23 protein-coding genes are annotated in these 25,778 nt (G+C 64.9%); 7 read left to right on the top strand and 16 right to left on the bottom strand.

What is annotated here, in order from left to right:
* From pufC to FIU89_RS14070, 3 genes are all read left to right on the top strand, one after another.
* Positions 1-1,095: a photosynthetic reaction center cytochrome PufC gene (gene pufC, locus FIU89_RS14080; RefSeq protein WP_152493183.1), complete on the top strand. Its 1,095-nt coding sequence runs from the start codon at positions 1-3 to the stop codon at positions 1,093-1,095.
* Positions 1,096-1,199: 104 nt separating this feature from the next.
* Positions 1,200-3,128, top strand: a complete 1,929-nt coding sequence (gene dxs, locus FIU89_RS14075) for a 1-deoxy-D-xylulose-5-phosphate synthase (RefSeq protein WP_152493182.1) — start codon at positions 1,200-1,202, stop codon at positions 3,126-3,128.
* A 161-nt stretch (positions 3,129-3,289) separates the two neighbouring features.
* Entirely contained in the window at positions 3,290-4,090 is an 801-nt protein-coding gene (locus tag FIU89_RS14070; protein WP_152494533.1) for a MauE/DoxX family redox-associated membrane protein, read from the top strand.
* A gap of 6 nt (positions 4,091-4,096) precedes the next feature.
* Here the strand turns inward: FIU89_RS14070 and FIU89_RS14065 are convergent, their stop codons facing one another.
* From FIU89_RS14065 to bchF, 16 genes are all read right to left on the bottom strand, one after another.
* A complete protein-coding gene (locus tag FIU89_RS14065) occupies positions 4,097-4,633 on the bottom strand; it encodes a putative glycolipid-binding domain-containing protein (protein ID WP_152493181.1) in 537 nt (178 codons plus the stop codon).
* 132 nt (positions 4,634-4,765) lie between these two features.
* A complete protein-coding gene (locus FIU89_RS14060) occupies positions 4,766-5,188 on the bottom strand; it encodes a cytochrome c family protein (RefSeq protein WP_152493180.1) in 423 nt (140 codons plus the stop codon).
* Between the two features lie 125 nt (positions 5,189-5,313).
* Positions 5,314-6,528, bottom strand: a complete 1,215-nt coding sequence (hemA, locus tag FIU89_RS14055; RefSeq protein WP_152493179.1) for a 5-aminolevulinate synthase — start codon at positions 6,526-6,528, stop codon at positions 5,314-5,316.
* The gene (puhE, locus tag FIU89_RS14050; RefSeq protein WP_152493178.1) at positions 6,518-7,336 is read right to left on the bottom strand and encodes a putative photosynthetic complex assembly protein PuhE; all 819 of its coding nucleotides are present in this window, start codon (positions 7,334-7,336) and stop codon (positions 6,518-6,520) included. Before puhE ends, hemA begins: the two co-directional genes overlap by 11 nt.
* 121 nt (positions 7,337-7,457) lie before the next feature.
* Positions 7,458-8,588, bottom strand: a complete 1,131-nt coding sequence (acsF, locus tag FIU89_RS14045; RefSeq protein ID WP_152493177.1) for a magnesium-protoporphyrin IX monomethyl ester (oxidative) cyclase — start codon at positions 8,586-8,588, stop codon at positions 7,458-7,460.
* Complete coding sequence (locus FIU89_RS14040) at positions 8,585-8,881, bottom strand: hypothetical protein (protein WP_152493176.1); 297 nt, start codon at positions 8,879-8,881, stop codon at positions 8,585-8,587. Before FIU89_RS14040 ends, acsF begins: the two co-directional genes overlap by 4 nt.
* A gap of 17 nt (positions 8,882-8,898) precedes the next feature.
* Positions 8,899-9,372, bottom strand: coding sequence for a photosynthetic complex assembly protein PuhC (gene puhC, locus FIU89_RS14035; RefSeq protein WP_152493175.1), 474 nt, complete (start codon positions 9,370-9,372; stop codon positions 8,899-8,901).
* A gap of 17 nt (positions 9,373-9,389) precedes the next feature.
* Positions 9,390-10,052: a photosynthetic complex putative assembly protein PuhB gene (puhB, locus tag FIU89_RS14030; protein WP_152493174.1), complete on the bottom strand. Its 663-nt coding sequence runs from the start codon at positions 10,050-10,052 to the stop codon at positions 9,390-9,392.
* A gap of 31 nt (positions 10,053-10,083) precedes the next feature.
* Positions 10,084-10,857 (bottom strand): photosynthetic reaction center subunit H, encoded by a 774-nt coding sequence (gene puhA, locus FIU89_RS14025; protein ID WP_152493173.1) that lies wholly within the window; start codon positions 10,855-10,857, stop codon positions 10,084-10,086.
* A gap of 27 nt (positions 10,858-10,884) precedes the next feature.
* Positions 10,885-12,246 carry an MFS transporter gene (locus FIU89_RS14020; protein WP_152494532.1) on the bottom strand — a complete coding sequence of 454 codons (1,362 nt, stop codon included), beginning with the start codon at positions 12,244-12,246 and terminating at the stop codon, positions 10,885-10,887.
* A gap of 74 nt (positions 12,247-12,320) precedes the next feature.
* The gene (gene bchM / locus FIU89_RS14015) at positions 12,321-13,001 is read right to left on the bottom strand and encodes a magnesium protoporphyrin IX methyltransferase (protein ID WP_152493172.1); all 681 of its coding nucleotides are present in this window, start codon (positions 12,999-13,001) and stop codon (positions 12,321-12,323) included.
* 112 nt (positions 13,002-13,113) lie between these two features.
* Positions 13,114-14,010 (bottom strand): ferredoxin:protochlorophyllide reductase (ATP-dependent) iron-sulfur ATP-binding protein, encoded by an 897-nt coding sequence (gene bchL / locus FIU89_RS14010; protein ID WP_152493171.1) that lies wholly within the window; start codon positions 14,008-14,010, stop codon positions 13,114-13,116.
* A gap of 28 nt (positions 14,011-14,038) precedes the next feature.
* Positions 14,039-17,602, bottom strand: coding sequence for a magnesium chelatase subunit H (locus FIU89_RS14005; RefSeq protein ID WP_152493170.1), 3,564 nt, complete (start codon positions 17,600-17,602; stop codon positions 14,039-14,041).
* Positions 17,592-19,121: a ferredoxin:protochlorophyllide reductase (ATP-dependent) subunit B gene (gene bchB / locus FIU89_RS14000; RefSeq protein WP_152493169.1), complete on the bottom strand. Its 1,530-nt coding sequence runs from the start codon at positions 19,119-19,121 to the stop codon at positions 17,592-17,594. The genes FIU89_RS14005 and bchB overlap by 11 nt, the downstream gene beginning before the upstream one ends.
* Positions 19,118-20,404: a ferredoxin:protochlorophyllide reductase (ATP-dependent) subunit N gene (locus tag FIU89_RS13995; protein WP_152493168.1), complete on the bottom strand. Its 1,287-nt coding sequence runs from the start codon at positions 20,402-20,404 to the stop codon at positions 19,118-19,120. Before FIU89_RS13995 ends, bchB begins: the two co-directional genes overlap by 4 nt.
* Positions 20,401-20,901 carry a 2-vinyl bacteriochlorophyllide hydratase gene (gene bchF, locus FIU89_RS13990; protein WP_152493167.1) on the bottom strand — a complete coding sequence of 167 codons (501 nt, stop codon included), beginning with the start codon at positions 20,899-20,901 and terminating at the stop codon, positions 20,401-20,403. Before bchF ends, FIU89_RS13995 begins: the two co-directional genes overlap by 4 nt.
* A 330-nt stretch (positions 20,902-21,231) precedes the next feature.
* On the opposite strand from bchF, the gene FIU89_RS13985 reads away from it, so the two are divergent.
* From FIU89_RS13985 to FIU89_RS13970, 4 genes are all read left to right on the top strand, one after another.
* On the top strand, positions 21,232-22,041 hold the full coding sequence (locus tag FIU89_RS13985; protein WP_152493166.1) for a B12-binding domain-containing protein: 810 nt from the start codon (positions 21,232-21,234) through the stop codon (positions 22,039-22,041).
* A 79-nt stretch (positions 22,042-22,120) separates the two neighbouring features.
* Positions 22,121-23,503: a transcriptional regulator PpsR gene (gene ppsR, locus FIU89_RS13980; protein WP_254701683.1), complete on the top strand. Its 1,383-nt coding sequence runs from the start codon at positions 22,121-22,123 to the stop codon at positions 23,501-23,503.
* A 122-nt stretch (positions 23,504-23,625) separates the two neighbouring features.
* Positions 23,626-24,528 carry a chlorophyll synthase ChlG gene (gene chlG / locus FIU89_RS13975; RefSeq protein WP_152493165.1) on the top strand — a complete coding sequence of 301 codons (903 nt, stop codon included), beginning with the start codon at positions 23,626-23,628 and terminating at the stop codon, positions 24,526-24,528.
* A complete protein-coding gene (locus FIU89_RS13970; protein WP_152493164.1) occupies positions 24,525-25,775 on the top strand; it encodes a BCD family MFS transporter in 1,251 nt (416 codons plus the stop codon). Before chlG ends, FIU89_RS13970 begins: the two co-directional genes overlap by 4 nt.
* The last annotated feature ends 3 nt before the right edge of the window (positions 25,776-25,778 follow it).

The following is a 25,778-nucleotide window of genomic DNA, read 5'->3' as shown; positions in this document are numbered from 1 at the left end:
ATGCTACCGAACTGGTTCAACAAGTGGAACTCCGACAACCCCACGAACATCTATGGTCCCGCAATTGCCATCGGGGTCGTGGGGGGCGCGGTCCTGGTGGCGGCCTGGCTGGTCTCGGCCAACCAGTCCAGTGCCGTCGACAGCCTTCAGACGGGTCCTCGCGGCACCGGCATGTCGGTGCCCAAGTTCAAGTCGGACCTCGGTGAACCCGATCCGGGCATTGCGGGCTACATGGCCACGCGCTCGGACCCGGTGGTGCCGCAGGGCGGCGAAGAACTGGCCGGCGATGCGCGTGAGAACGTGCCGCCGGGGCTGGAGGGGCTGACGGTCGAGAACTACGACCGGCTGCTGGCCGCGATGCGGCAGTGGACGGGCATTACCGACCTTTTCGAGGACATGGACAGTTACCAGACCTCGGTGGGCTATACGATGATCGGCATGACCCAGAACCTGAACGAGAACTGGGACGGGCATGTCAATGCCAACGCGGAGGTGGGCGTGACCTGTTACACCTGCCACCGCGGCCAGCCCGTGCCGAGCGACGTCTGGTTCGATATCAGCCCGGTCAACGAGCGGGTCGACGGCTGGGGCGCCGTGCAGAACCGGGTGACGCCGCTGTCGAGCTATACCTCGCTGCCGTCGGACGCGTTGCAGACCTACCTCGTGGATGGAGAATCGATCAAGGTTCACGACCTGGACAGTCGCGTGGCCGGCGTGCCGGGCGTGGATGATTACCCCGGTATCCAGCACGCGGAACGCACCTATGCGTTCATGAACTACATCTCGAACTCGTTGGGTGTGAACTGTGTGTTCTGTCACAACAGCCGCGCCTTCTATGACGGGGCGCAGGTGACGCCGCAATGGGCGACCGAGACACTGGGCATCCAGATGGTGCAGGAGTTGAACAACGACTACCTGATCCCGATCGGAGGGCTGCTGCCGGAAAGCCGGCTGGGGCCAGAGAACGGCGATGCGCCCAAGGCGGCGTGCCGGACCTGTCACAAGGGCTATCAGCAGCCGTTGCAGGGCACGAACGTCATCCAGGACTGGCCGGAACTGGCCACGACCTCGGGCGAGCCGGACTACGGCGAGTAACACGTGCGGGGCCGGGCGGCGCGATGTTGCCCGGCCCCGCGAACATCGCGCTGCTTGCAGCCACTGTTGCGGGCCGCGCCGGATCTCGTCTTGAGGGGGATGCGATGCAACAGACCAGACCACACACACCGATACTGGACCGCGTGGCGGGGCCGCAGGACCTGCGGCAGATGCCCGACGAGGACCTGGCGGCGCTGGCGAACGAGCTGCGCGCCGAAGTGATTTCCGCGGTTTCCGAAACGGGCGGGCACCTGGGGTCGTCGCTGGGCGTCGTGGAGTTGGCCGTGGCGATCCATTCGGTCTTCAACACGCCGATGGACAAGCTGGTGTGGGATGTCGGGCACCAATGCTATCCGCACAAGATCCTGACCGGACGGCGGGACCGGATCCGGACGTTGCGGCAGAAAGGCGGCCTGAGCGGCTTCACCAAGCGCAAGGAAAGCGAATACGATCCATTCGGGGCGGCGCACAGCTCGACCTCGATCAGTGCGGCGCTGGGCTTCACGGTGGGGCGCGACATGGGCCGGCCCACGGGCGATGCGATTGCCGTGATCGGGGATGGCTCGATCAGTGCAGGCATGGCCTATGAGGCGATGAACAACGCGGGCGCCGAGGGGCGGCGGATGTTCGTGATCCTGAACGACAACGAGATGAGCATCGCCCCGCCGGTGGGGGCGATGTCATCCTACCTGAGCGGGCTTTACGCCAACGAGCCGCTGGCGCGGGTAAAAAGCCTGGCCGAGGGGTTCGAGGCGGCGCTGCCCGCGCCGATGCGCGAAGGGGCGAAGCGGGCGCGGCAGCTTGTGACAGGGGTAAGCCAGTCCGGCACGCTGTTCGAGGAGCTGGGGTTCGAGTATGTCGGGCCGATCAACGGGCATGACATGGGGCAGTTGCTGCCGGTGCTGCGCGCGGCGCGGACGCGGGCGACGGGGCCGGTGCTGATTCATGTCTGCACGGTGAAGGGCAAGGGATATGCCCCCGCCGAGACCAGCGCGGATTGCGGGCATGGCGTGTCGAAGTTCGACCCCGAGACCGGCGTGCAGGCCAAGAAGGCGGGCGGCCCGCCGTCCTACACGTCCGTCTTCGGCAAGGCGCTGACGGATGAGGCCGCGCGAGACCCCAACATCGTGGCGGTGACGGCGGCGATGCCGTCGGGCACGGGCGTGAACGTGATGGCCGAGCGGTTTCCCAGCCGCGTGTTCGACGTAGGTATCGCCGAACAGCATGCCGTGACTTTTGCCGCCGGGATGGCGGCGAGCGGGCTGCGGCCGTTCTGCGCGATCTATTCGACTTTTCTGCAACGGGGCTATGACCAGCTGGTGCATGACGTGGCCTTGCAAGGCCTGCCGGTGCGGTTTGCCATTGACCGGGCGGGGCTGGTTGGCGCGGATGGGCCGACCCATGCAGGTGCATTTGATGTTGGGTATATTGGCGCTTTGCCGGGCATGGTCTGCATGGCCGCCGCCGACGAGGCGGAGCTGATCCATATGGTCGCCACGGCGGCGGCGCATGACGAAGGGCCCATAGCCTTTCGCTATCCGCGCGGGGCGGGGACGGGGGTCGCTTTGCCGGAGCGCGGCGAGGTGCTGGAGATCGGCAAAGGCCGCGTGCTGCAAGACGGCGACGACGTGGCGATCCTGTCCTATGGGGCGCATCTGGCGGAATGCCGGACGGCGGCTGCGGAGTTGGAGGCCGATGGCGTGTCTGTCACGCTGGCCGACGCGCGCTTTGCCAAGCCGCTGGACATGGACCTGATCCGCCAGCTGGCACGGCATCACCGGGCGCTGATCACGGTGGAAGAGGGTGCCATGGGCGGCTTCGGTGCCATGGTGCTTCAGGCGCTGGCCGCGGAAGGCGCGTTCGACAGGGGGCTGGCGATACGGACCATGCACCTGCCGGACCGCTATATCGACCAGGCAAGCCCCGACGACATGTATGCCGATGCGGGCCTGACGGCGGCAGATATTGCCGCCACCGCGCGCGGGGCCGTCGGCCGGGCGGCGGAGGTTGTCACGCTGAACGCGGTCGGCTGACGCGCTTTCAGGCGTCTTTTGGCCGAGGGGCCGGCGATGATTGCCGGAACCAACCGGCTGTCTTTCTGTTGACTCAGTGAGTTGCGAAGCGCCTGCGCAAGGCGTGGCGTTTTGCCCTGAAACGCACAAGCCAAAAGGCATTCAAGATGACATCCACGGACATGATCGACGGCCCCGACACGGCCCGCGCCAAAAGCGAGGGGAGTGAAAAGACCGCGTCTCTGTACCGGATGGTGATGCCGGGGCATCTGTGTCCCTTCGGGCTGAAATCCCTGTCCATGCTGAAACGGCGCGGATACCGGATTGACGACAATCCCCTGACCACGCGCGAGGGAACGGACGCCTTCATGCACGCGCACGGGGTCGAGACCACGCCGCAGACCTTTATCGACGGCAAGCGGATTGGCGGGTACAGCGATCTGAAAGAGCATTTCGGCTATCGCGTGCTGAAAGAGGGTGAAACGACCTATACGCCCGTCATCGCGATCTTTGCCAGCACCGCACTCATGGCACTGGCGATCGTGCTGAACTTGTACCAAGGCTTCCCTGTGCTGACGTGGCTCAAGTGGTTCTTTGTAGGCTCGATGGTCGCGCTGGCGATCCAGAAGCTTCAGGACCTCGAAGGCTTCGTGAACGGGTTTCTGGGCTATGACCTGCTGGCGCAGCGCTATGTGCCGTACGGCTATGCCTATCCGTTTGCCGAACTCTACACAGGTGTCGGGATGATGGCGCTGATCGGGACGGGCAGCGCATTGGTCTGGCTGGTGGCGCCGGTGGCGATATTCATCGGGACGGTCGGCGGCTGGAGCGTCTTCAAGGCCGTCTACATCGACAAGCGCGAATTGACCTGCGCCTGTGTCGGCGGCGGCTCGAACGTGCCGTTGGGGTTCATCTCGTTGACCGAAAACCTGGTGATGCTGGGTATGGGCCTCTGGATGCTGGCGGGTCAGGTGGCCGGTTAGCGGGCGTCAAGCCTGTGCCGTCCACTGGCCCGGCTGCGATTGGACGATACCCTCCTCGTTGACGGTAAATCGCGAGGTCGTGCCCGTTTCGGCGATGTCCATTTCGTATGTGTCGCCTGCAACACGTCGAAGGACAAGATCGAGCGGCGTCAGTCGCCCGGTTTCGACATCCAGCCTTGCGACGAACACGTCGGTTTCCTTGCCGACCTCAAGGTGCAGGCGGCGGATCGGCAGTGTGAGCGTCGCGGGCGTGAAGCCCAGGTCGATGTCCTTGGCGCCGGTCACGTCCGGCATGGGCGTGTCGTTCAGCGTCCACGTGTCATCCTTGGCACGGCGCGCGATCAGCCGGGATTTCCTGCCGATGCGGGCGCGGCGGGTGGTGCCGTCTTTCCGGGCGCGGACGCGATAGCGCAGCACCTCTCCATCCGAGCCGGTTGACGATCCGTCGATCAGGTAGCCGCCTTCGGCGTCGGCGAACCGGCAGGCGTCGTTTCCGGTGCCGTCCTCGCGCAGCCAGAGAATTGCGTGTGCCCCTGCGATCATGATGTTCCTCCGCGGTTGAATGTCATCCTAGCATGCGCCCGGCGCCTTGCGTCCGGAAATTTCAATGCCGGGGCCTGAACATGAAAAAGGCCGCCTTCAGCGGCGGCCTTTGTTCCGTTGCGCGGTGCGACCTCAGCTCTCGGGACCGACCGAGGCAAGATAGGCCCAGATATCCGCCGCATCCTCTTCCTTGCGCAGCTTGAAGGTCATTTTCCCGCGACCGTCTTCGCCGGTGTATTCCTTCAGCCAGGGCGTCGGGTCCTGTACGTAGCCCGCGAAGCTTTCCTGATCCCATTCGAGGCCCGCTTCGCCGGCGGCGACCAGCAGGTCGGAATAGTTGAAGTCTTCGACCGAGCCTGCGGTGCGGCCCGATAGACCGTAAAGGTTGGGCCCGACCTGACCGCCCTTTACGATGGTTTCGCCTGCGTCGTCGATGACCATGTGGCAGGCCTTGCACTGGCGAAAGGCTTTCTCGCCGGCTTCGGCGTCGCCATCCTGGGCAAGGGCGGGGGCGGCGAGGCTGGCGAGGGCGATGGCTGTAACGTGGATCTTCATTCAGTCCTCCATGCGTTTGGCTGTCTGTATGACATAGCTGGTACAAGGCTAAATCAACCGGCATTTTCTTAACCCTGCGGCGGGTTCTAAGGTTCCGCGCGCTTGACGGATTGCCGCAGCGGTACTCAGGCGACGGCGTGGGCTATTGCGCATTGTTTCCAGAGCACGCCGAGAGCCTCGACCAGATGGTCGATATCGTCGTAGCTGTGCAGCGGGCCTGGGGTAAAACGCAGCCGTTCCGTGCCCTTGGGGACCGTGGGATAGTTGATCGGTTGGACGTAGATGCCCCAGTCCTGCATCAGGATGTCGGCCAGCATCCGGCATTTGACCGGATCCTTGATCATCACCGGGATGATGTGGCTGGGGTTGTACATATGCGGGATGCCGCGCTTGTCGAGCTGGGCGCGCAGATAGGCGACGCGGTCGCGCTGGGCGTCGCGTTCGGCGCGGCTCTCCTTGAGATAGGCCACCGAGGCCTGTGCCGCCGCGGCCACGGCGGGGGGCAGGGCGGTGGTGAAGATGAAGCCCGAGGAAAAGCTGCGGACGAAGTCGCACATCGCGGCGGAGCCGGTGATGTAGCCGCCCATGCAGCCATAGGCCTTGCCCAACGTGCCCTCGATCAGCGTGATGCGGTGGGCAAGCCCCTCTCGCTCGCTGACGCCGCCGCCGCGAGGGCCATAGAGGCCGACGGCATGGACCTCGTCGAGATAGGTCATGGCACCGTGTTTCTCGGCCACCTCGACGATTTCTCGCATCGGGCAGATGTCGCCATCCATGGAATAGACGGACTCGAAGGCCACGATCTTGGGTGCATTGGCCGGAAGGGTGGCCAGCTGCCGGTCGAGGTCTTCGGGGTCGTTATGCTTCCAGATGCGTTTCTGCGCGCGGGAATGGCGGATGCCTTCGATCATAGAGGCATGGTTGAGTTCGTCCGACAGGATCACCGCGTCGGGCAGGCGGGCGCCCAGCGTGCCGAGCGCGGCCCAGTTCGAGACATAGCCCGAGGTGAAGAGCAGGGCGCTGTCCTTTCCGTGCAGATCGGCCAGTTCGCGTTCCAGGGCGACGTGATACTTGTTGGTGCCCGAGATGTTTCGTGTGCCGCCCGCGCCGGTGCCGCATTGGTCGATGGTATCCTTCATGACTTGCCGGATATGGTCATTCTGGCCCATGCCCAGATAGTCGTTCGAGCACCAGACAGTGACCTCATCCGGAGTGTCGGCGTCATGACTGCGAGCCTTCGGGAATGCGCCGCAGCGGCGTTCGAGTTCGGCGAAGATGCGATAGTTGCCCTCTTCCTTGAGTGCGCCGAGCTGCGCGTTGAACATGGCATCAAAATCCATGGGATTCCTCCGGTCTTGCAGTTTTGTCGTTTTGGGTTTTGGGCGCGGGAAGCATCCAGCGCCAGAGCTTGGCATCGGGCAATGGCAGAACCATCAGCCAATGTTCGAGCAGGGCGAGGCCCGCAAGGGCGGCCAGCAGTGCGAATCCCGCGATTTCCGCGCTGGTCTGCGCCGCATGGAGCCGTTCCAGCCAGCAAACAACGGCGAAGGTCAGTGCCGACACCGATATCGGGAAGACCCAGTTCAGCCGCTGGATGCGGAAATGGCTGGCGAGGTGGCCAAGCGCCTCGGGCAGGAACTCGGTATTGATGCGCGGCACGCCGAAATAGAGGTTCAGCTTGGCCGAGATGCGCGCGAAATAGAGGATCGTGAACGTCCAGAGCCCAAAGGTATTCACCGACCCGGCCGCGTGCAGCCACATCGCGACGAAGATCAGCGTCAGCAGGGTTTCGTGATAGGCCACGGTGCCCCAGGCGCGGAGGAAACGCTCCCATTCCGGCAGGCCGTCGGGACAGGCGCGCAGGTTCGGGCCGGTGATCATGCCGGTCAGGAAGGTCAGTTCCACCCAGCCCCAGACCGCCAGCGCCGCGAGGAACGCGCCGTAGACGGCAAGGGTCGAGTCCATCGCCAAGGTTGCATGGAAGCCCCATAGCCCAAGAGCCAGCAAGGGCAGGGACGACAGCAAACAGATCGTGCGGGCGTTTCCGCCCGCACGGTCGGCATGGCGCACCACCATCAGGATCGCCCCGGTGGAGAACCACCAGAGGAAAAGCGCCATGAGCGCCGCGATCCAGGGCGAGGTCAGCATCGAACGCCCTCGCTTCCTCTGGCCGAAAATATCCCGGGGGGGGCGTTGAAATCCCAAGGGGATTTCAACGTGGGGGGCTGGCCCCCCTCCCGTCCGGGATCATATGCGCAGGTGCCCGCCATCAGTAGGCCGGCTCCAGCCGCACGTTTTCCGGCACCTTGTGCGACTTCGACGGGATCAGCATCAGCCGCACGAAGGCCTTGCCCGCGCGGGCCTGTGCCGACAGACGCTTGGCGAACCCCATCGGGCCACCCTGCTTGCGCGCGGTGTCGAGATCGGCATTGGCCTTTTGCAGCTTTTCCAGCAGCGGCTGCCATTTCGGGCTTTCGATATCCAGCGTGATCGGGAAGATCTGCTTGCTGAGTTCCGACGTCTTGGTGAAGACCTCGTGCGCGTACCAGTCGGGATCGACGCCGAGGGCCTTATGAAAGGCCGGACGCTGGTGGTCGCGGACATACATCGTGGCGTAAACGGCGGTCAGGAAAAACTTGATCCAGTAGACGTTTCGGCCGCTCGTCAGCTTCGGGTCGGTCTTCATCAACAGGGCGAAGGCCTCGCCATGGCTGAACTCGTCGTTGCACCATTCGCGGAACCATTTGAAGATCGGGTGGAAGCGATGCTCGGGGTTGGCCTCGAGATGGCGGTAGATGGTGATGTACCGCGCATAGCCGATCTTTTCCGAAAGATAGGTGGCGTAGTAGATGAACTTGGGCCGGAAGTAGGTGTATTTCTTCTTCTGCGTCAGGAAGCCGAGGTTCACCCGCAACCCGGCTTCGCGCAGGGCGTCGTTGATGAAGCCTGCGTGCCGGGCCTCGTCACGGGCCATCAGTTGGAAAAGCTGCGTGATGTCGCGGTTGTTGCCGCGGCGCTTCATTTCCTTGTAGAGCACGCAACCCGAGAACTCGGCGGTGCAGCTCGAGATCAGGAAGTCGATGAATTCCTTCTTCAAGGCAGGGTCCATCCCATCCCAGTCGACATGGTCCCAGTCCTCGTTCTTCTTGAAGTGGCCCTTGTTGGGGTCGGCCTCCATCTGGTCGATCAGCTTGTCCCAGTCCGCGCGCACCGAACTGACGTCGATGGCGTCAAGCTCATCGAAGTCGGTGGTGTAGAAACGCGGCGTGAGCAGCGTGTTGGCCATCGCCGTCTCGGTCGCCATTTCATCGTTGTACTGGCGATCCTGCGCTTCGGCGATCGCGAGTCCCTCTTCAACGGTGGTGGCGTCGGCGGTGTGTTTTCCGGTGTGGGCGTTCATAGCGTGACCTCCTCGGAGAAGGAAAACTCGCACAGCTCCATCACCTCGAAATCACCCGTGAGGCGGGTCCAGAGCTGTTCCAGCTTGCTGGCGCGAAGGATGGTGGCCTCGCGGTCCTCGCTGACCACTTCGCCGAAGGGCGCCATGATCTCGGGGCCGTGAACCTTCACCTCGTCGCCGGGGTGGATCACCGCCCCGTTGTTGAACCGCACATGCGCGTGCAGGGAGTCAAAGCAGTGTGATACTTCGACCGTGCAGGGCGCCCTTTCTATGTCTTTGGTCAGCCATCCCATTTTGGCGTCTCCTTTTGCTATTGTGCCAGGAGCCTTGCAAAGGCCTTGGCGTTGTCGATGCCGAACCCCATGAGGTCGGCATTCCAGCCCGTGGACGGGTCGTGGATCGCGATGCGTCCGTTGTCGTAGCGGACGAGTGTCAGCGGGCCTGTCAGGGCCACGCGGTGTTTGGTGCGCTCGCGCTGGATCACCCTCCAGACGCCCGAGATGAACCCGCCCTCTTTCGGGTTCAGGTCGGCGATGAGCGTGCCGTCCAGTTCGGTCACGGTGGCGCTGCCGGACATGTCGCCCGACAGGTGGAACGTGCGTTCGTGCGTGATCGCGCCGGTGGGCGGCGTATAGGTGACCGGCTGGCCCGACAGGCGCGACCATGTCACCAGCGCCAGCACGATCAGCACGAAGGTGCAGACCGCGAAGACCAGCACGCGCGGGACAAGTTCCTTGTCATGTGCGCTGCGGTCGGTGGCGTGGATATTGTCGGTCTGGGCCATGATCTGTCAGGTCCTTGTCATTCCGCCGGCACGGCGCCGGGGGCGATGTCATCCGCGCCGGTGTCGGCGGCGGTCGGTGTGCGGGCCAGCTTGGGAGCGTTCAACTGCGCCTCGGCCGTCTCGGCAATGAGGCGCGCGATGCGGGCCGCGTCGTCTATGGACCGCAGCGCGGGCTGCGGCTTGCGCACGTGCCACGGGCGGACATGCGGCCAGCAGGTCAGGTAGCTGAGCGGCGGCGGGTCCATCAGGTCGAGTGCGATGGTGCCGTTGCCCGAGCGGCGCAGCGCCAGGTCCGCGCTGGCGATGCGGCTGAAGGGCAGATTCAGCGTGACGGTCAGCGCCGCGCCGACGCGCATCGCCACGCGCCGGTTGGTGATGGTGTAGACGGTGGCGCGGGCCTGCACGTAGCCGATCAGAAGCAGGAGCGCCGCGGCCACCGCGCCGATGAGCAGGAACGGGAAGGACACCCGGAAGGCGTGGGCCATGCCGACCTGGTCGAACAGGGTGACGAAGCGCCAGGCGAAGAGGACGACGAAGTAGCCCACCACCCAGTAGAGGTTGAGCGACTGAACCGTCAGTGCCCACCAGTTGGGCCGGCCCTGCCACAGGATCTGCTCGCCCTCGGGCGGGCGTTCGGGCAGGCCGGGCACCGGTTCCACGTGAAAGTCGTCATGGGGCATCGTCATCTCCTCCGTCCGTCTATGTCCCGGTTCAGCCCAGCTTGGGGTTGAGGCGGGCGTCGTCGGCATAGATCGTGCCGCCGCCGTAATAGGCCGAGATCTTGTCTTCCTCGAGCTTGGTCACCTGATTGGGCGAGGCATGTTTCGGCACGCCGGCGAAGTGTTTGCCGTAGAGCTTGAGCACCTTGACGTGGTTGCTCTTGATCCGGGTGAGCGTCATCGGCACCAGCCGCTTGCCCGCGCCATGCGCGGCGTCGAGTTCGATCTCGAGATAGCGCACCAGCTGTTCGGGCTCGTCGACCCAAAGGTCGGTGATCATGCCCACGACCTCGCCGTCGCCGGCCACGACGGGCAGGCCGCGCGGGTCACGGCCCGCAGCCACGTGGAAGTGTTCGTTGGCCGACATCGGCACGATCTTGGGGTGGCCGTGACCGTCCAGTTCCGGCACGTCCTCGCGGTTGGCCCAGGAGGCCGGGCCGACGCCATCGGCAAGCGGGTCGCCCGTGGGCTCGAACGGAAACCCGTTGCCCGCTGCGGTTTTTTGCAGCGCCACGTTCTGCCGGTCGGGGCGTTGGCCCGAGGGCACCGTCAGCTCACCCCGGCCATGGGGCAGGATGAAGGTCTTGTCGCCGGGGATCGGGAAGGGCCCCTGGTTGGCGGACAGGTTGCCGTCATCATCCTCGAGCGGGTAGCCCTCGCGCATGTTCTCGCGCTGGATGTAGATGATCAGCCCGGCGAAGAAGATCCAGAACAGCCAGATCGAAAGACTGGCAAGATCGAAATTGGCGAAGAAAGCGTTACTCATGGCATATCCTTTCCATGGATCGGCACATCATGTCGGGAAGTCGGCCAGGCCGATGCGGGCCGCCTCCGATGGGGTGGAATGGGTGGCGGCGCGCGGGTTGCGCACCAATGGCCCGATCACGGCGAGCGTGACGAAGAGAAGGGCGATTTCGGTGTGATAGACAAAGGTATAGCCGGTGGCGGGCGTGTTCAGCACCTCGCCCCAGGCGCCGGAGGTCGCGGCAGCGTTGACCGCGTCGCGGATGCCGCCGCCGAAGGCGATAGCGAGCCCTGCCGCTGTGGCCTGCGCGGCGCCCCAGGCACCGAGCGCAAGGCCGTGGCCGGCTTTGCCCTTCGTGGTAATCGTCATGGCGGCCGTCAGGGTCGAGACGGCGAAGACGCCGCCACCCAGCCCGATCAGGCAGGCCCCGGCAAAGAACAGGGCGGTCGAGTTCATCGGCGCGGCGAAGACGACGATGGCGAAGGCTGCGATGCCGATCAGCACGCCGAGTGCGGCCAGCCGGTGCGCGTTACGCCCCTGCGCCAATGAGCGCCCGGTCCAGACGAAACCAGCCAGCGCGCCCGCGGCCCAGAGCGCGGTCAGAAGCGTGGTGGACGACACCGAGAGGCCCAGGATCTCGCCGCCATAGGGCTCCAGCAGGACGTCCTGCATGTTGAAGGCCATGGTGCCGATGAACACCACCGCCAGAAGGCGTCCGGCCTGTCCGCCCGACATCAGGTCGGCCCAGGCAGCGGAAAAGCGGGGGCGGGGGGCGGCGCGTTCCGCGCGTGTCATCGGCGCCATCTTTTCCTGTTTCCACAGCGCGATGAGGTTGAGGACGATACCTGCAAGCGCCGCGCCTTGTACCACGCGAATGAGTGCCAGTTCACTGAAGTCGCGTAGCAGCCAGCCGATGACGATGGCAGAAATGCCCATACCCAGCAGGAACATCACGTAAAGCAGGGCCACGACGCGCGGACGGGTTTTCTCGTCGGCGCGGTCGGTGGCGAGGGCCAGACCGGCGGTTTGAGTCATGTGCAGGCCGAGGCCGGTCATCAGGAAGGCGAGTGCCGCCAGCACCTCGCCCGCGAAGGGCACGTCGTGGACCGTATTACCCGACAGGACCAGCAGGGCAAAGGGCATCACCGCCAGCCCGCCCATCTGCCAGAGCGAGCCGAACCAGAGGTAGGGCACGCGCTTCCAGCCGATGGCGCTGCGGTAGGTATCCGAGCGGAAGCCTAGAAGCGTGCGGAAGGGGGCGATCAGGACGGGCAGGGCGATCATCACGGCCACGATGGTGGCCGGGACGGAAAGTTCGACGATCATCACGCGGTTGAGCGTGCCGAGCAGCATGACGGTGGCCATGCCGACCGAAACCTGGAAGAGCGAAAGCCGTAGAAGCTCGCCCATCGGCAACCCCTCGCTGGCTGCGTCCGCGAAGGGCAGGGCGCGCAGGCTGAGATGCTTTAGGGGCGAGGGGCGGCTCACTGTGTGACCTCCATCGCGTGGGAAATGTAGAAGCCCGAGGTCACGCGCTGGAGCGGGGCCAGGGTGCCGGTGCCTTCGGTCCGTGCATAGGCGCGCGCCAGCCGCGCGGGGCTGTGCGGGATCATGGTGGGCGACCGGTCGGAGCGCGGAAAGAGCTTGCCGGCGTACCACATGCCCATCAGGAGCGGCGTGCGTGGGGCGACGGTAAAGACGATCCGGCCCGAGGTGCGCGCCATGAGCGTCGCGAGCGACCGGGCGATATCGGCGTCGCGGTAGTAGATCAGGCTGTCCATCGCCAGAACGTGGTCGAACCGGCCTAGCCCCGCATCCAGCATGTCGCCCGCGTGGAAGGTCACGCGGTGGGCCAGCGTTTCGGGCAACCGGCGTTGGGCTATGCCCACGAGCGACGGCGAAATGTCGACCGCCACCACGGCGGCCCCGCGCGCGGCAAGTTCGGTGGTCATGGCGCCCGTGCCGCAGCCCGCATCGAGGATGCGCGCGCCGCGCAGATCATTGGGCAGGCGCGACAGCATCTGTTCGCGCATTGCGTCCCGCCCACGCCGCACGGTTTCCCGGATCTTAGAGACCGGCGCATCACTGGTCAGCGCCTCCCACGTGCGGGTGGCGGTCTTGTCGAAATAGGTTTCGACCCGGGTCAATGTGCGGTCGTAGGTCATGCCGTGCCCCCTGCGCGCGCCGCGCCCCGGACGTGATCCGGGGCCTCCGCGTCGGCCAGGAGGTGCCGGGTCAGGCCCGGCACGGGGAAGCGATATGTGGCAGCGTCGCGCATCAATCGAATCCCAAAAGCTCGAAGATATCGCGGTCTTCCATCGGGGCGGGGGCCAGAGGTTCGGTTCCGCGCCAGAGGGTTTCGGCCAGTTGGACATATTCCTTGCGGGCCATGACGATGTCTTCCTCGTCGGGCATCTCGAACAGGGTTTTCTTCTTCAGGCGCGAGCGGCGGATAGCGTCATAGTCGGGCATGTGCGCGATCCGGTTGAAGCCGACCTTCTCGCAATAGCGGTCGACCTCGTTCGTCTCGCGCGAGCGGTTGGCGACGCAGCCCGCCAGCCGGACCTTGTAGTTGGCCGACTTGGCCTGCACCGCGGCGATGATGCGGTTCATGGCGTAGATGCTGTCGAAATCGTTGGCGGTGACGATCACCGCGCGGTCGGCGTGTTGAAGCGGAGCCGCGAAACCGCCGCAGACCACGTCGCCCAGCACGTCGAAGATCACCACGTCAGTGTCTTCCAGCATATGGTGCTGTTTCAGCAGCTTGACGGTCTGGCCCACGACATAGCCGCCGCAGCCGGTGCCCGCGGGAGGCCCGCCTGCCTCGACGCATTTCACGCCGCCCCAGCCATCGGCCACGAAATCCTCGGGGCGCAGTTCCTCGGGATGGAAATCGACCTCTTTCAGGATATCGATCACCGTGGGCTGCAAGCGGCCCGTCAGGGTGAAGGTGCTGTCATGCTTGGGGTCGCAGCCGATCTGCAGCACGCGCTTGCCCATCTTGGCGAAGGCGGCCGACAGGTTCGAGGACGTGGTCGATTTGCCGATCCCGCCCTTGCCGTAGACCGAAAAGACCTTGGCTCCTTCGATCTTCATCGATGGGTCCTGGTGAACCTGAACCGATCCTTCGCCGTCTTGGCCCCGGAGGGCCGGAATGTCGTCGCGAGGGCTCATATGTCGCCTGTCCTTTCGGGATTGCGTGTCATTCTGCGGCGACTCCTTCGAGATGATCTTCGAGGGAGTCCGCGGCGTTGCGCAGGGCCGAGAGGGTGTCCTCATCGGGCTGCCAATAGGAACGGTCATGCGCTTCGAGCAGGCGGTTGGCCATGCGCGAGGAGGCGGTCGGGTTGAGATCCGCCAAGCGCTGGCGCATGTCCGCGTCAAGGATGAAGGTCTCGCTGAGGCGCTGGTAGACCCACGGTTCGACCTGTCCGGTGGTGGCGGACCAACCCATCGTGTTGGTGAAGGCGCTTTCGATCTGGCGTACACCTTCGGCGCCGTGTTGCAAGAGCGCCTCGTGGAACTTGGGGTTCAGGGCGCGCGAGCGGGATTCCAGCGAGACCTGGTCGGCCAGCGTGCGCACCTTGCCCGCACCGCGCGTGGTGTCGGAGATGTAGATCGCCGCCTCTTCGCCGCCGCGGGCGCGTTTCACCGCGCGGGAGATGCCGCCCAGCGTGTCGAAATAATGGTCGACGGTGGTGACGCCCAGTTCGACCGACTCGAGGTTCTGATAGGCCAGTTCCACGTCGCCGAGCGCGGTTTGCAGCAGCTTGTCGTTGGCCGCAGCCTTGCCGTCGACACCGTATGCGAAGGATTTGCGCGACAGGTAGGCGTCGGCCAGTTCGTCTTCGTCATCAAAGGCGGAACTGTCGACCATCATGTTGACGTTCGAGCCATAGGCGCCCTCGGCATTGGAGAAGACGCGCAGGGCGGCGGTTTGCAGGTCGCAGCCGATCTTTTCCGCATAGGCCAGCGCGTGGGCGCGGATGAAATTCTGTTCGACCGGCTCGTCGGCCTGCGCGGCCTTGAGCGCGGCTTCGGCCAGAAGCTTGGTTTGCAGGGGCAGAAGGTCGCGGAAGATGCCCGAGAGGGTCATGATGACGTCGATGCGGGGACGGCCCAGTTCGGCAAGTGGGATCAGGTCCGCACCGCAGAGGCGGCCGAAACTGTCGAAGCGGGGAGTGGCGCCCATGAGCGCCAGCGCCTGCGCCAGTTGCGAGCCGTCGGATTTGATGTTGTCGGAGCCCCAGAGGACGATCGCCACGGTGCGAGGCAGGGTCTTGTGCGTGTCCAGCAGAAGCTGCGCCTGGGACGCGCCTTGGCGGCAGGCGAATTCCGAGGGCATGCGGAACGGATCGAACGCGTGGATATTGCGGCCCGTGGGCAGGATATCGGGCGAGCGGATGAGGTCGCCGCCATGCACAGGCGCGGTGTAACCGCCTGCCAGCGCGTGCAGGATGGCAGGGATCTCGGTGCTTTCCCGCAGGTGCTTGTCGGCGGTGGCACGGGTCTCGGCATCGGCGTCGGCCATCAGATCGAGATACTCGGCGCGGGCCGTGTCGGACATGGGCCGGCCCACCACGTGCAGGCCCTCGGGGATCAGTGCGTCCTCGGTCTCCAGCAGCTTGAGCCAGAGCGTTTCGGGGCCGGTGTCGCCCAGGTCCACAGCCTCGGCCTGTTCGGCGATGAGCGATTCAAGATCGGCGCGCTCAGACGCGCCGGGGCGGGTGGCGCGCCAGCGGGTCAGGCTGTCTTTCAATTCGGCCAGGCCCTTGTTGAGACCGGCGGTGGCCAGGGGCGGGGTGAGGTGCGAAATGGTAATGGCGCCGGAGCGGCGTTTCGCGAGCGAGGCCTCGGACGGGTTGTTGGCGGCGTAGAGGTAGATGTTGGGCATCTCGCCGATCAGGCGGTCGGGCCAGTCGCGGGGGCCGAGACCGGCCTGTTTGCCCGGCATGAATTCCAGCGCGCCGTGCATTCCGAAATGCAGGATCGCATCGGCCTGGTAGGTGTCGCGCAGCCATTGGTAGAATTGCACGAAAGCGTGGGTGGGCGCGAAGCCGCGCTCGAACAGCAGACGCATCGGGTCGCCTTCATAGCCGAAGGCGGGCTGGACGCCGACGAAGATGTTGCCGAAGTCCTGCCCCAGAACGAAGACGCCGCGCCCGTCCGATTGCACCTTGCCGGGGGCGGGGCCCCAGACCTCTTCGATCTCGGAAAGGTGGGGCGTGTTTGCCACGATGCTGTCGGCGCTGACATGGGCGGCGACATTGGCCTCCTGCCCGTATTGGGCGGCGTTGCCTTGCAGGACGGCGGCGCGCAGGGCGTCGACGGTCTCAGGGACCTCGATGTCGTAGCCCTGGGCCTGCATTTCCAGCATGGTGTTGTGCAGGCTCTCGAACACGGACAGATAGGCTGCGGTGCCCACGGCGCCCGCGTTTGGCGGGAAGCCGAAAAGCACGATGGCGACTTTTTTCTCGTCCAGCTTGCGGCGCCGCAGGCGGATCAGGCGCTCGGTCTTTTCGACCAGGCTGTCGATGCGCTCTGGGCAGGGGGCCATGGACTTGGCGTCGGGCGCGGCACGGCATTTGTGACGGCAGCCGTCGCAGCCCTCGGGGCCGTGACGGCCGGCGAAAACGGTGGGGCAGGTCGCGCCGTCGAGTTCCGGCAGGGCGATCAGCATCGTGGTTTCGATCGGGCCGAGGCCCTGGGGCGAGGCCGCCCATTGGCCCAGCGTCTGGAATTCCAGAGGGTGGGCGGCGATGTAGGGCAGATCGAGGTCCTTGAGCACGGAAATGGCCGCGTCGTTGTCATTATAGGCGGGGCCGCCGACGAGGCTGAAGCCGGTCAGCGACACCAGCGCGTCTATCCTGGGGCCACGCTCGGTGCGGAAGAACGCGTCGATGGCCGGGCGCCCGTCGAGACCGCCGGCGAAGGCGGGCAGGACATTGAGCCCTCGGGCGTGAAGTGTGCGGATGACGCCGTCGTAATGCGCGGTGTCGCCCGACAGCACGTAGGAGCGCATCATCAGAAGGCCCACGGTGGGCGCGCCGGGTATGTGGCCGGGCAGGTCGGCGGGGTCGGTGGTGATGCGGTCGGGCAGGTCGGGATGATAAAGCCCGGTATCGGGATACTCCACCGGCAGGGCCACGCGCGCGCCGCGCCAGTCGTCGTGACGGCAGTAGCGCGAAATGAGGAAACGGATCAGCCCCTCGACGTTCTCGTCGGACGCGCCCAGCCAGTATTGCATCACCAGGAACCACGCGCGCAGGTCCTGCGCCTTGCCGGGGATCAGCTTGAGGATGCGCGGCAGGCGGCGCAGCATCTTCATCTTCTTGGCGCCGCTGTCGACATTTTGCTTGGTCTGGCCGCGCAGCTTTTTCATCAGCTTGCGGGTGCCGGATTCGGGCGCTTGCATGTCGAGCGTGCCCATGCGCGTCAGGCGCACGATCTTGGCGTCGGCGATGATGCCCGCCAGCGCGTCGCAGTCCTCTCGCCGCGCCTCGAGGTCGGGCAGGATCGCGTTGATGTGGTCCTCGAGGAAGAGAAGGTTGGCGATGAGGATGTCGCCCGTGGCGATATCGGCGCGGGCGGCGGCCAGGGCGGCGTCGCTTTCACCCCATTCGGCGGCGGCATGAACCTTGAGTTCCAGCCCCGGGAAATCCATGCCTAGGTTCAGCGCCGCGCGTTCGCAGGGGCCGGCCGCGTGGCTGTCCAGCGTCAGGATCACGACCTTGTAAGGCCGGATTATCATGGCGTCATCGCGCATAATGGGCCTTCGCCTCGTAAAGCGTGTCGAGGCTGATCTGCGTCATGCCGCGTTCGGCGGCGAAGGTTTCGGTGTTGCGGCGGGCCTTGCCGCGCACGAAGAAGGGGATCTTCTTCAGCTCCTTTTCCGCGTCGTCGAGCCAGGTGATCGAACTGTTGTCGTTCGCAGGCTGCGGTTCTTCGGCCTTTTCAGGTTGCGGCGCGGGTTTGGCCTTGTGTCCGTGATGGCTGGCACCCGCGTCGTCGTGGAATTCGAAGTCGTCGCGGAACATGTGCAACAGGTGCTCTTCCAGCCCCATGACCAGCGGGTGGACCCAGGTGTCGAAAATGACGTTCGCGCCCTCGATGCCCATCTGTGGGCTGTAGCGGGCGGGGAAATCCTGCACGTGGACGGGGGCGGAGATGACGGCGCAGGGAATGCCTAGGCGTTTGCCGATATGGCGCTCCATCTGCGTGCCGAGGATCATCTCGGGCGCCAGTTCCTCGATCCGTTGTTCGACATCGAGGTAATCGTCGGAGATCAGCGCCTCGACGCCGTACTCCTTGGCCAGCGCGCGGATCGGGCGGGCCATCTCGCGGTTGTAGCAGCCAAGGCCGACCACCTCGAACCCCATCTCGTCGCGGGCGACGCGGGCGGCGGCGGCGACATGGGTTCCGTCGCCGAAAAGGAACACGCGCTTGCCGGTGAGGTAGGTTGAGTCGACCGAAGCCGAGTACCACGGCAGGCGCAGGCGGCTGTCGTCGAGGTTCGGCTCTTGTCCGGTGATCTGGGCCACCTCGGCGATGAAATCGCGGGTGGCGCCGACACCGATGGGGACGGTCTTGGTGAACGGCTGGTCCAGCTCACGTTCCATCCAGCGGCAGGAGGCCTCGCCGGTCTCGGGGTACATCAGGACGTTGAAATGCGCGGCCCCCAGCCGGGTGAGATCCTGGGGCGTCGCGTTAAACGGGGCGCAGACATTGACCGAGATGCCCATGTCTTCGAGCAGGGCGGTCACCTCGGTGATGTCGTCGCGGTGGCGGAAGCCGAGCGCGGTGGGGCCGATCAGGTTGGCGGTGACATGGCCCGTGCGGTCCATCGGTTTCGCAAGGTGACGCACCAGCTGGAACAGGGTCTCGTCCGCGCCGAAGTTTTCCTTGCGCTGGTAGCTCGGGAGCTCCAGCGCGATGACCGGGCAGGGCAGGCCCATCTGTTCGGCCATGCCGCCAGGGTCGTCCTGAATCAGTTCGGCGGTGCACGAGGCGCCGACGATCATCGCCTGGGGCTGAAACCGGTCATAGGCCGCCTGAGCCGCGGTTTTGAAAAGGTTTGCGGTGTCCGCACCCAGATCGCGGGCCTGAAATGTCGTATAAGTGACAGGCGGGCGATGGTTGCGCCGCTCGATCATGGTGAAGAGCAGGTCGGCATAGGTGTCGCCCTGCGGCGCGTGCAGGACGTAATGCAGGCCCTTCATCGCGGTGGCGACGCGCAATGCGCCGACATGCGGCGGGCCTTCATATGTCCAGACCGACAGCTTCATTCCGCCGCCTCCAGCCGCAGCTTGGCGCGGCGGTTGAGGGGACGCGAAAAGAGGCCGGCAAGGTCGCCGGCCTGTTCGTAGAAATGCACCGGGGTGAAGACCAGTTCGATGGCCCACTTGGTGGCCAGACCTTCCGCTTCCAGAGGATTTGCGAGGCCAAGGCCGCAGACCGTCAGGTCGGGTTGCGCCGCGCGGCAGCGGTCGAGTTGCATCTCGACATCCTGGCCTTCGGAAAGCGTCGGGCCTTCTTCCAGAAGGTCGAGATCGGGGCCGACAACGGCCTTGTGGATGTAGGGCGCGCCGACTTCGACGGCGGTCATCCCGCATTCGCGGGTGAGAAACCGGGCCAGCGGGATCTCAAGCTGGCTGTCGGGGAAAAAGAAGACGGATTTTCCATCCAGTTTCTCCGACGCCTGCGAGATCGCTTTTTTGGCCCGTGCGCGGGGCGCGTGTGTTACAGTGTCGAACAGGGTGATGTCGACACCGAACTCCATTGCCACGGCGCGAAGCCACGCGGTGGTGCCTTCTTCGCCGAACGGGAAAGGCGCAGGAATGTGACGCGCCCCGCGCTTTCCAAGTGCGGCGAGGGTGCCGCCAAGGAAAGGCTGGGTAAGGATGAAAGAGGTGTTGGGACCAACGGCGAGAGTGCTGACGGCGCGGCGCGCCGGCAGCACTTTTACGTTGTCGATGCCCATTTTGGACAAAAGATCGAGCATCTGGTCCTCGACCACGTCCGGTAGCGCGCCGACCACGAGAAGCTGACGCTCGTCGGTGTCCGGCAAGACCGGGACCATGGAGGCGAGACACGCGTCCTCGCCCTCGGTAAAGGTCGTCTCGATGCCCGAGCCCGAGTAATTCAGCACGCGCACATGCGGGGCGTGTTGCAGCGACAGCTTTTCGGCGGCGCGGGCAAGGTCCAGCTTGATCACCTCGGACGGGCAGGAGCCCACGAGGAAGAGCTGGCGGATATCCTTGCGGCGCTCCAGCAGGCGAGCGACCTCGCGCTCAAGCTCGGCCTGTGCATCGGCCAGGCCGGCCAAATCGGTTTCCTCGAGAATGGCCGTGCCGAAGCGGGGTTCCGCGAAGATCATCACGCCGGCGGCGGATTGCAGCAGGTGGGCGCAGGTGCGGCTGCCCACGACCAGGAAGAAGGCATCCTGCATCTTGCGGTGCAGCCAGATGATTCCCGTTAGGCCGCAAAAGACCTCGTGCTGGCCGCGCTGTTTCAGGATCGGGGCGTCTCGGCATCCGGCGGCCGGAAGGGGCGCGGAGTCATCGGTCATGCCGGCACCTCAGACAGGACTGCCGATTGCAGTCGCGCGGCGCGCAGTTTGAGCAGGAACTGGGTGGCGTTGATGGCGTAGGCGGCATAAGCCGCTAGGGCGAGCAACATCAGCCCCTGGGGCGACAGGTAGGCCGTGAAAAGTGCCCAGATATAGGCCGTGTGAAGGGCGATCACCGCGAAGCTGAACACGTCCTCCCAGAAGAAGGACTCGGCGAAAAGGTATTGACCGAAAACGACTTTTTCCCAGATCGCCCCCGTCACCATGATCAGGTAGAGAAATCCTGTCTTGATCAGGATCGACCATGTTGCCAAGGCGTATCCCTCGCCGGTCGAAAGATATCTCAGGACAAGGCCGAGAGAGACCAGGAAAACCAGGAACTGGGCGGGCGCAAGAATGCCTTGCACAAGCGTCCAGATGCTGGAGTCGCGGCGGGCGCGCTGCTCGGGTGTGTAGAGCAGGCCCCGGTTCGCTTTTGGTGGCGCTGGCAGCGACATGGGCTCCCCCTCCTGGGCCATGAGGTCCTTGGATGATGCTAGGGTCTGGCGCGCAGAAGTGTCAACTAAAATTTACACATTGCGGCGTTAGGTTTTGCCGACAAAAATGGACATTCCTACGAGTCGGCGAGCCGTGTTTTTCAAGCCCTTCGCGCGTCATCGGAATAAATCGGACGCGAAACAAACATACTGTAAACAGTGGGTTGGGCGATCTCCCTAAGCGTGCATGTCAGGAAAAATTGACATTGAACACGCGCGGGCGCACAGTGGGAGGGTCAACTTGGGCGTCGCCGTTACCGCGACGTACCCATGTTGCCAGACGCGGGGGAGATGCGCGTGGAAGATTCTGCTGACAGAAGGGGCCACGGCCTTTCAAAGTCCCAGCAGCCGGCCATCCGGTTCTTGGTGGAGTCGGCTCTGCGCACTGTCATATCGAACAAGGAGCGCGCCGAACCGCGGACGCGCGAGCAATGGATCGAGAGGCTGTGCGAAGCGCTGATGTCCGACTCGAGCAGCGGCTACCGTGCGGTCATGGCCTCGCTTGTCGCGAGCGGTGTCAGCACCGAAGAGGTCTTCCAGTCTTACATCCCCGCGGCCTCGGCATTTCTTGGTGAGCTTTGGGTCAGTGACCGGGCAAGTTTTGTCGATGTCACTGTCGGCGCCTCGCGGCTGCAGAGCCTGTTTCGTGAACACCAGACCGACTTCCCGGGACGTTGGAGCGACCGGAGCATTCCCCTTGGGCAATCGGCCCTGATGGTCGTGCCGCAGTTCGAGCAGCACGCGCTTGGGGCCTTCGTGGCCGCGGATAACCTGCGCAGGCACGGCCTTTGGGTGCACATGGCGATTGGCCTTACCAAAGAGGAATTGGCCGCGCTTTCGGGCACCCGCCGCTTCGCGATGATCGGAATTTCGATCGCGACGCGGAATTCGGTTGAAAAAACCACTGAACTCATAGACTACCTGCGTTCGAATGCTGATTATGTGCCACCTATCGTGATCGGGGGGCGAGCTGTCGAGGTAGATCCAAAGGCCGTTTCGAGAACGGGCGCGGATCATGCGGTTCGCACTGCGCGTGAAGTGATCGAGAAATGTGGGCTGTCAAGTGCAGCAGAGGCAGTGCCTTTCAGCGGCGCGATCTGATGCTCCTTGATTTGGGGAATGGCGGAGTGGTCTGGTGACCCGAGAGAGTCGGAAGTCTGAGAGACTGCGTGCGGGAGCCTTGCCCGATCCAACAGAGGTGCAGAACATCGTCGAGCAGGCCGGTGACATGGCCGTCTACGTATCCGACGATGGCGAGGTTGCAGGCATTTCGGTCAACCCGGACTGTCCGTCCCTGGGGTGCCTCGATCACTGGGTTGGGCGGCCGTTCAAGAATTTCCTGACATTCGAAAGCAAAGAAAAGTTCGAGTTGCGCGTGGCGGCCATGCAGGCCGATCCCGACATGACGCCGAGGGCGCTGGAGTTGAACCACGTCGATAACGCGACCTGGGAATTCCCCATCCGCTACACGCTGCACAGGGTCTACAGGAACGGCGGGCTGCTCTTGCTGGGGCGAGACATGCAGCCGATTGCCGAGGTGCAGCAGCGTCTTGTCGCGGAACAGACGGCGCGCGAACGGGATCAGCAGCGGCTGCGCGGTGAGCAGACATTCTACAATGTGGTCCTGCAGGCGTCCGAGACGCCGCTGATTCTGGTGGAACCTGAAAAAGGCCGGATACGCGACCTCAACGGCGCCGCGGCCATGCTCTTGGGGGCCAGTCCCGAAACGCTGAGCGGATCGTCGCTGGCGCAGGCGTTCGATGGACGCCGCCGGGAAGAGCTGATCGAGGCGATGCGCGCGGCGGCGGGATCTCGCGAGGTGCGGGGCATCAACCTTGTGGCCCGTCGCAATGAACGCGACGTGACGCTTCATCCGGAGTTCTTCCGCGCGGCGGGCGACCTGTTCATCCTGTGCCACCTGCGGTCGGCAGACGGCAAGGCGGGGACGACTGCGGAATCCGGTGTGGTCATGGGGGCGCTTTACGCTGCCACCAGCGATGCGATCGTGATCACGGACGGCAAGGGCGTGATCCGCGATGCGAACGAGGCGTTCCTGACCATGGCCGACGCAGCACAGCTGCGGGATATACGCGATGTCAACCTGTCGGACTTTCTTGTGCGTGGGGCGGTCGATACGAAGCTCATGCTGGAAACGGCGGCCAAGCAGGGGCGGTTGCGCAACTATTCCACGCAGGTCGCCAGCCTTGTGGGGACCCGGGCGACCGTGGACGTATCGGTGGCGCGGCTGCGCAATCCCTCCGGGGATTTCGGTTTCGGTTTCATCCTGCGCAACACTGCCATGAACGAGGCCGGTGAGACGGAATTCGGCAGCGTCGTCAGCGAAGAGGCCATGAAGAACGTCATGGATCTGGTCGGTACGGCGTCGCTGAAAGAGCTGGTTTCGGCTACGTCGGACGTGATCGAAAAGCTATGTATCGAGACCGCGGTGCAACTGACCGGAAACAACCGCGTCGCTGCGGCCGAAATGCTGGGTCTGTCGCGGCAGAGCCTGTACGTCAAGCTGCGCAAGCACGGATTGATCAACTCGAATAGTGACGAATAGGCGCGCTAGAGCTTTGAAGAAGCTTTTTGGCACGTCCGGTCTGACGGGTTTCGGTCGTCGAAGCATTCCTAACGCCAAAAAAGACCTTTCCCGAATCCGATATGTAAACCATACTTGACACTATGAGTGTCTCGTTAGACATACGCGCGCCGCGACGCTGGCCCGAAGCGCGGGCCGTCCTGACCCTGATCAAGCCGATCACGTGGTTCCCGCCGGTCTGGGCGTATCTTTGCGGCGTGGTGTCCAGCGGCGTGCCCGTCCTTTCCGCGCCTTGGCTTGTGCTGATCGGCATGGTGCTTGCAGGGCCAGTGGTCTGCGGCATGAGCCAGGCGGCCAATGACTGGTGCGACCGGCATGTCGATGCCATCAACGAGCCGTATCGCCCGATCCCGTCGGGCCGGATTCCCGGGCGGTGGGGCCTGTGGATCGCGCTGGTCATGAGCGCTGCGGCATTGGCCCTGGGGGCGACACTGGGGCTCTGGGGGTTTGCCGCGACAGTGTTCGGCGTCCTGGCGGCCTGGGCCTACTCGGCCGAGCCGGTCCGGCTAAAGAAGTCGGGCTGGTGGGGGCCGGGTCTTGTCGGGCTGTGCTACGAGGGACTGCCCTGGTTCACGGGCGCGGCGGTCTTGTCGTCCGGCGCGCCGGCATGGCAGATCGTGCTGCTGGCGCTGCTCTACGCCGTGGGGGCGCACGGCATCATGACGCTCAACGATTTCAAGGCGTTGGAGGGAGATCGTCAGACTGGCGTGAAGTCGCTGCCGGTCACGCTGGGTCCGGCGCGCGCGGCACGGGTGGCCTGCTGGATCATGGCCGTGCCGCAGGTCGCGGTGATCGCGCTGCTGGCGGGCTGGGGGCAGGTGTGGCACGTCGCCGCCATCGCCGCGTTGTTGGCGGTGCAGGTCTGGGCGATGCGGGTGCTTTTGTCTGACCCCAAGGGCCGGGCGCCCTGGTACAACGGCACGGGCGTCACTCTTTATGTCAGCGGAATGATGGTGGCGGCTTTCGCCCTGAGGGGGCTGGTATGACCCTGGGATGGGGCGGTATCGCGCGTTTGTGCCTGGCCAATGCCGCGATTGGGGGGATGGCCGCGCTTCCGGTCAACCTGTTCAACCGCCTGATGACGGTGGAACTGGCCTTGCCCGCCTTGCTGCCGGGGTTTCTGGTGGCGTTGCATTACGCCGTTCAATTGTCGCGGCCGGTCTGGGGCCATCGCTCGGATGCCAGGGGCAGGCGCACGCCGTTCATCTTGGGCGGTACGCTTGTCGTGGGCGCGGGGCTGGTGTTGACAGCATGGGGAATCGCCTTTGCGCCGAGCACGCAGGTGGCGATTGCGGTCTGGATCGTGGCCTACGCGCTGATCGGCTTCGGTATCGGGGCCGCGGGGACGTCCTTCCTGGCGCTGCTTGCGACAGCCGCGCCGGATGAAAAGAAGGGCGCGGCCGCCACGTTCGCCTGGCTGATGCTGATTGCCGGGGCGATTGCGGCGTCGGTGGGTGCGGGCATCGCGCTGAAGCCCTACAGCCCGGAGCGCTTGATGATGGTGGTGCCGGTCGTGGCTGCGGCCTGTTTCGTGGCGACGTTGATTGCGACCTGGGGCGTGGAAAGACGTCTGGGATCCGTCCCTGCGCCGCAGGAGTCGAACTTGGGTCCCGCGTTGAGAGCAACCTGGGGGGACCCGGCGGCGAAGGCCTTTACCGGGTTCGTGTTCCTGTCGATCCTAGCCTTCTACCTTAGTGAATTGGTGCTGGAGCCTTTCGCAGGCCATATCCACGGGCTGACACCCGACGAGTCGACCAAGCTGTCGGGTGGCAAGGACGGTGCTGCGCTATTGGGGATGCTGCTGGCCGGAGCGTTTTCGACGTTCAGGCTGGGCAGCTTGCGGACATGGGCCGTCATCGGCTGCGTGGTCTCTGCGGTGGGCCTGATGGGCCTTGGCGCGGGTGCGGCGCTGGTGCCGTTCACGGTCATCCTGGGGCTGGGCAACGGCCTGTTCGTCGTGGGCGCCATCGGGTCCATGATGCGCCTTGCTGCAGCGCAGGAAGGCGCGACCGGCACGCGGATGGGCGTCTTCGGTGCCGCCCAGGCGGTGGCCGCCGGTCTGGCCGGGCTGATCGCCACGGGCACCCTCGACGTGGCGCGGAGTTTCATGAGCGACGGCGCGGCCTATGCCGCCGTCTTCGGTCTCGAGGCCGTGCTTTTCTTGGCCGCTGCGCTGGTCGCGGTGCGCATCCTGCACCGGCCCTACGCGCCGCTGCTGCAACCGGGAGAATGAGCG

Origin of the sequence: Roseovarius sp. THAF27 (genome assembly GCF_009363655.1) — a bacterium.
GTDB lineage: Bacteria > Pseudomonadota > Alphaproteobacteria > Rhodobacterales > Rhodobacteraceae > Roseovarius.
This window is presented reverse-complemented; position numbering and strand designations above follow the sequence as displayed.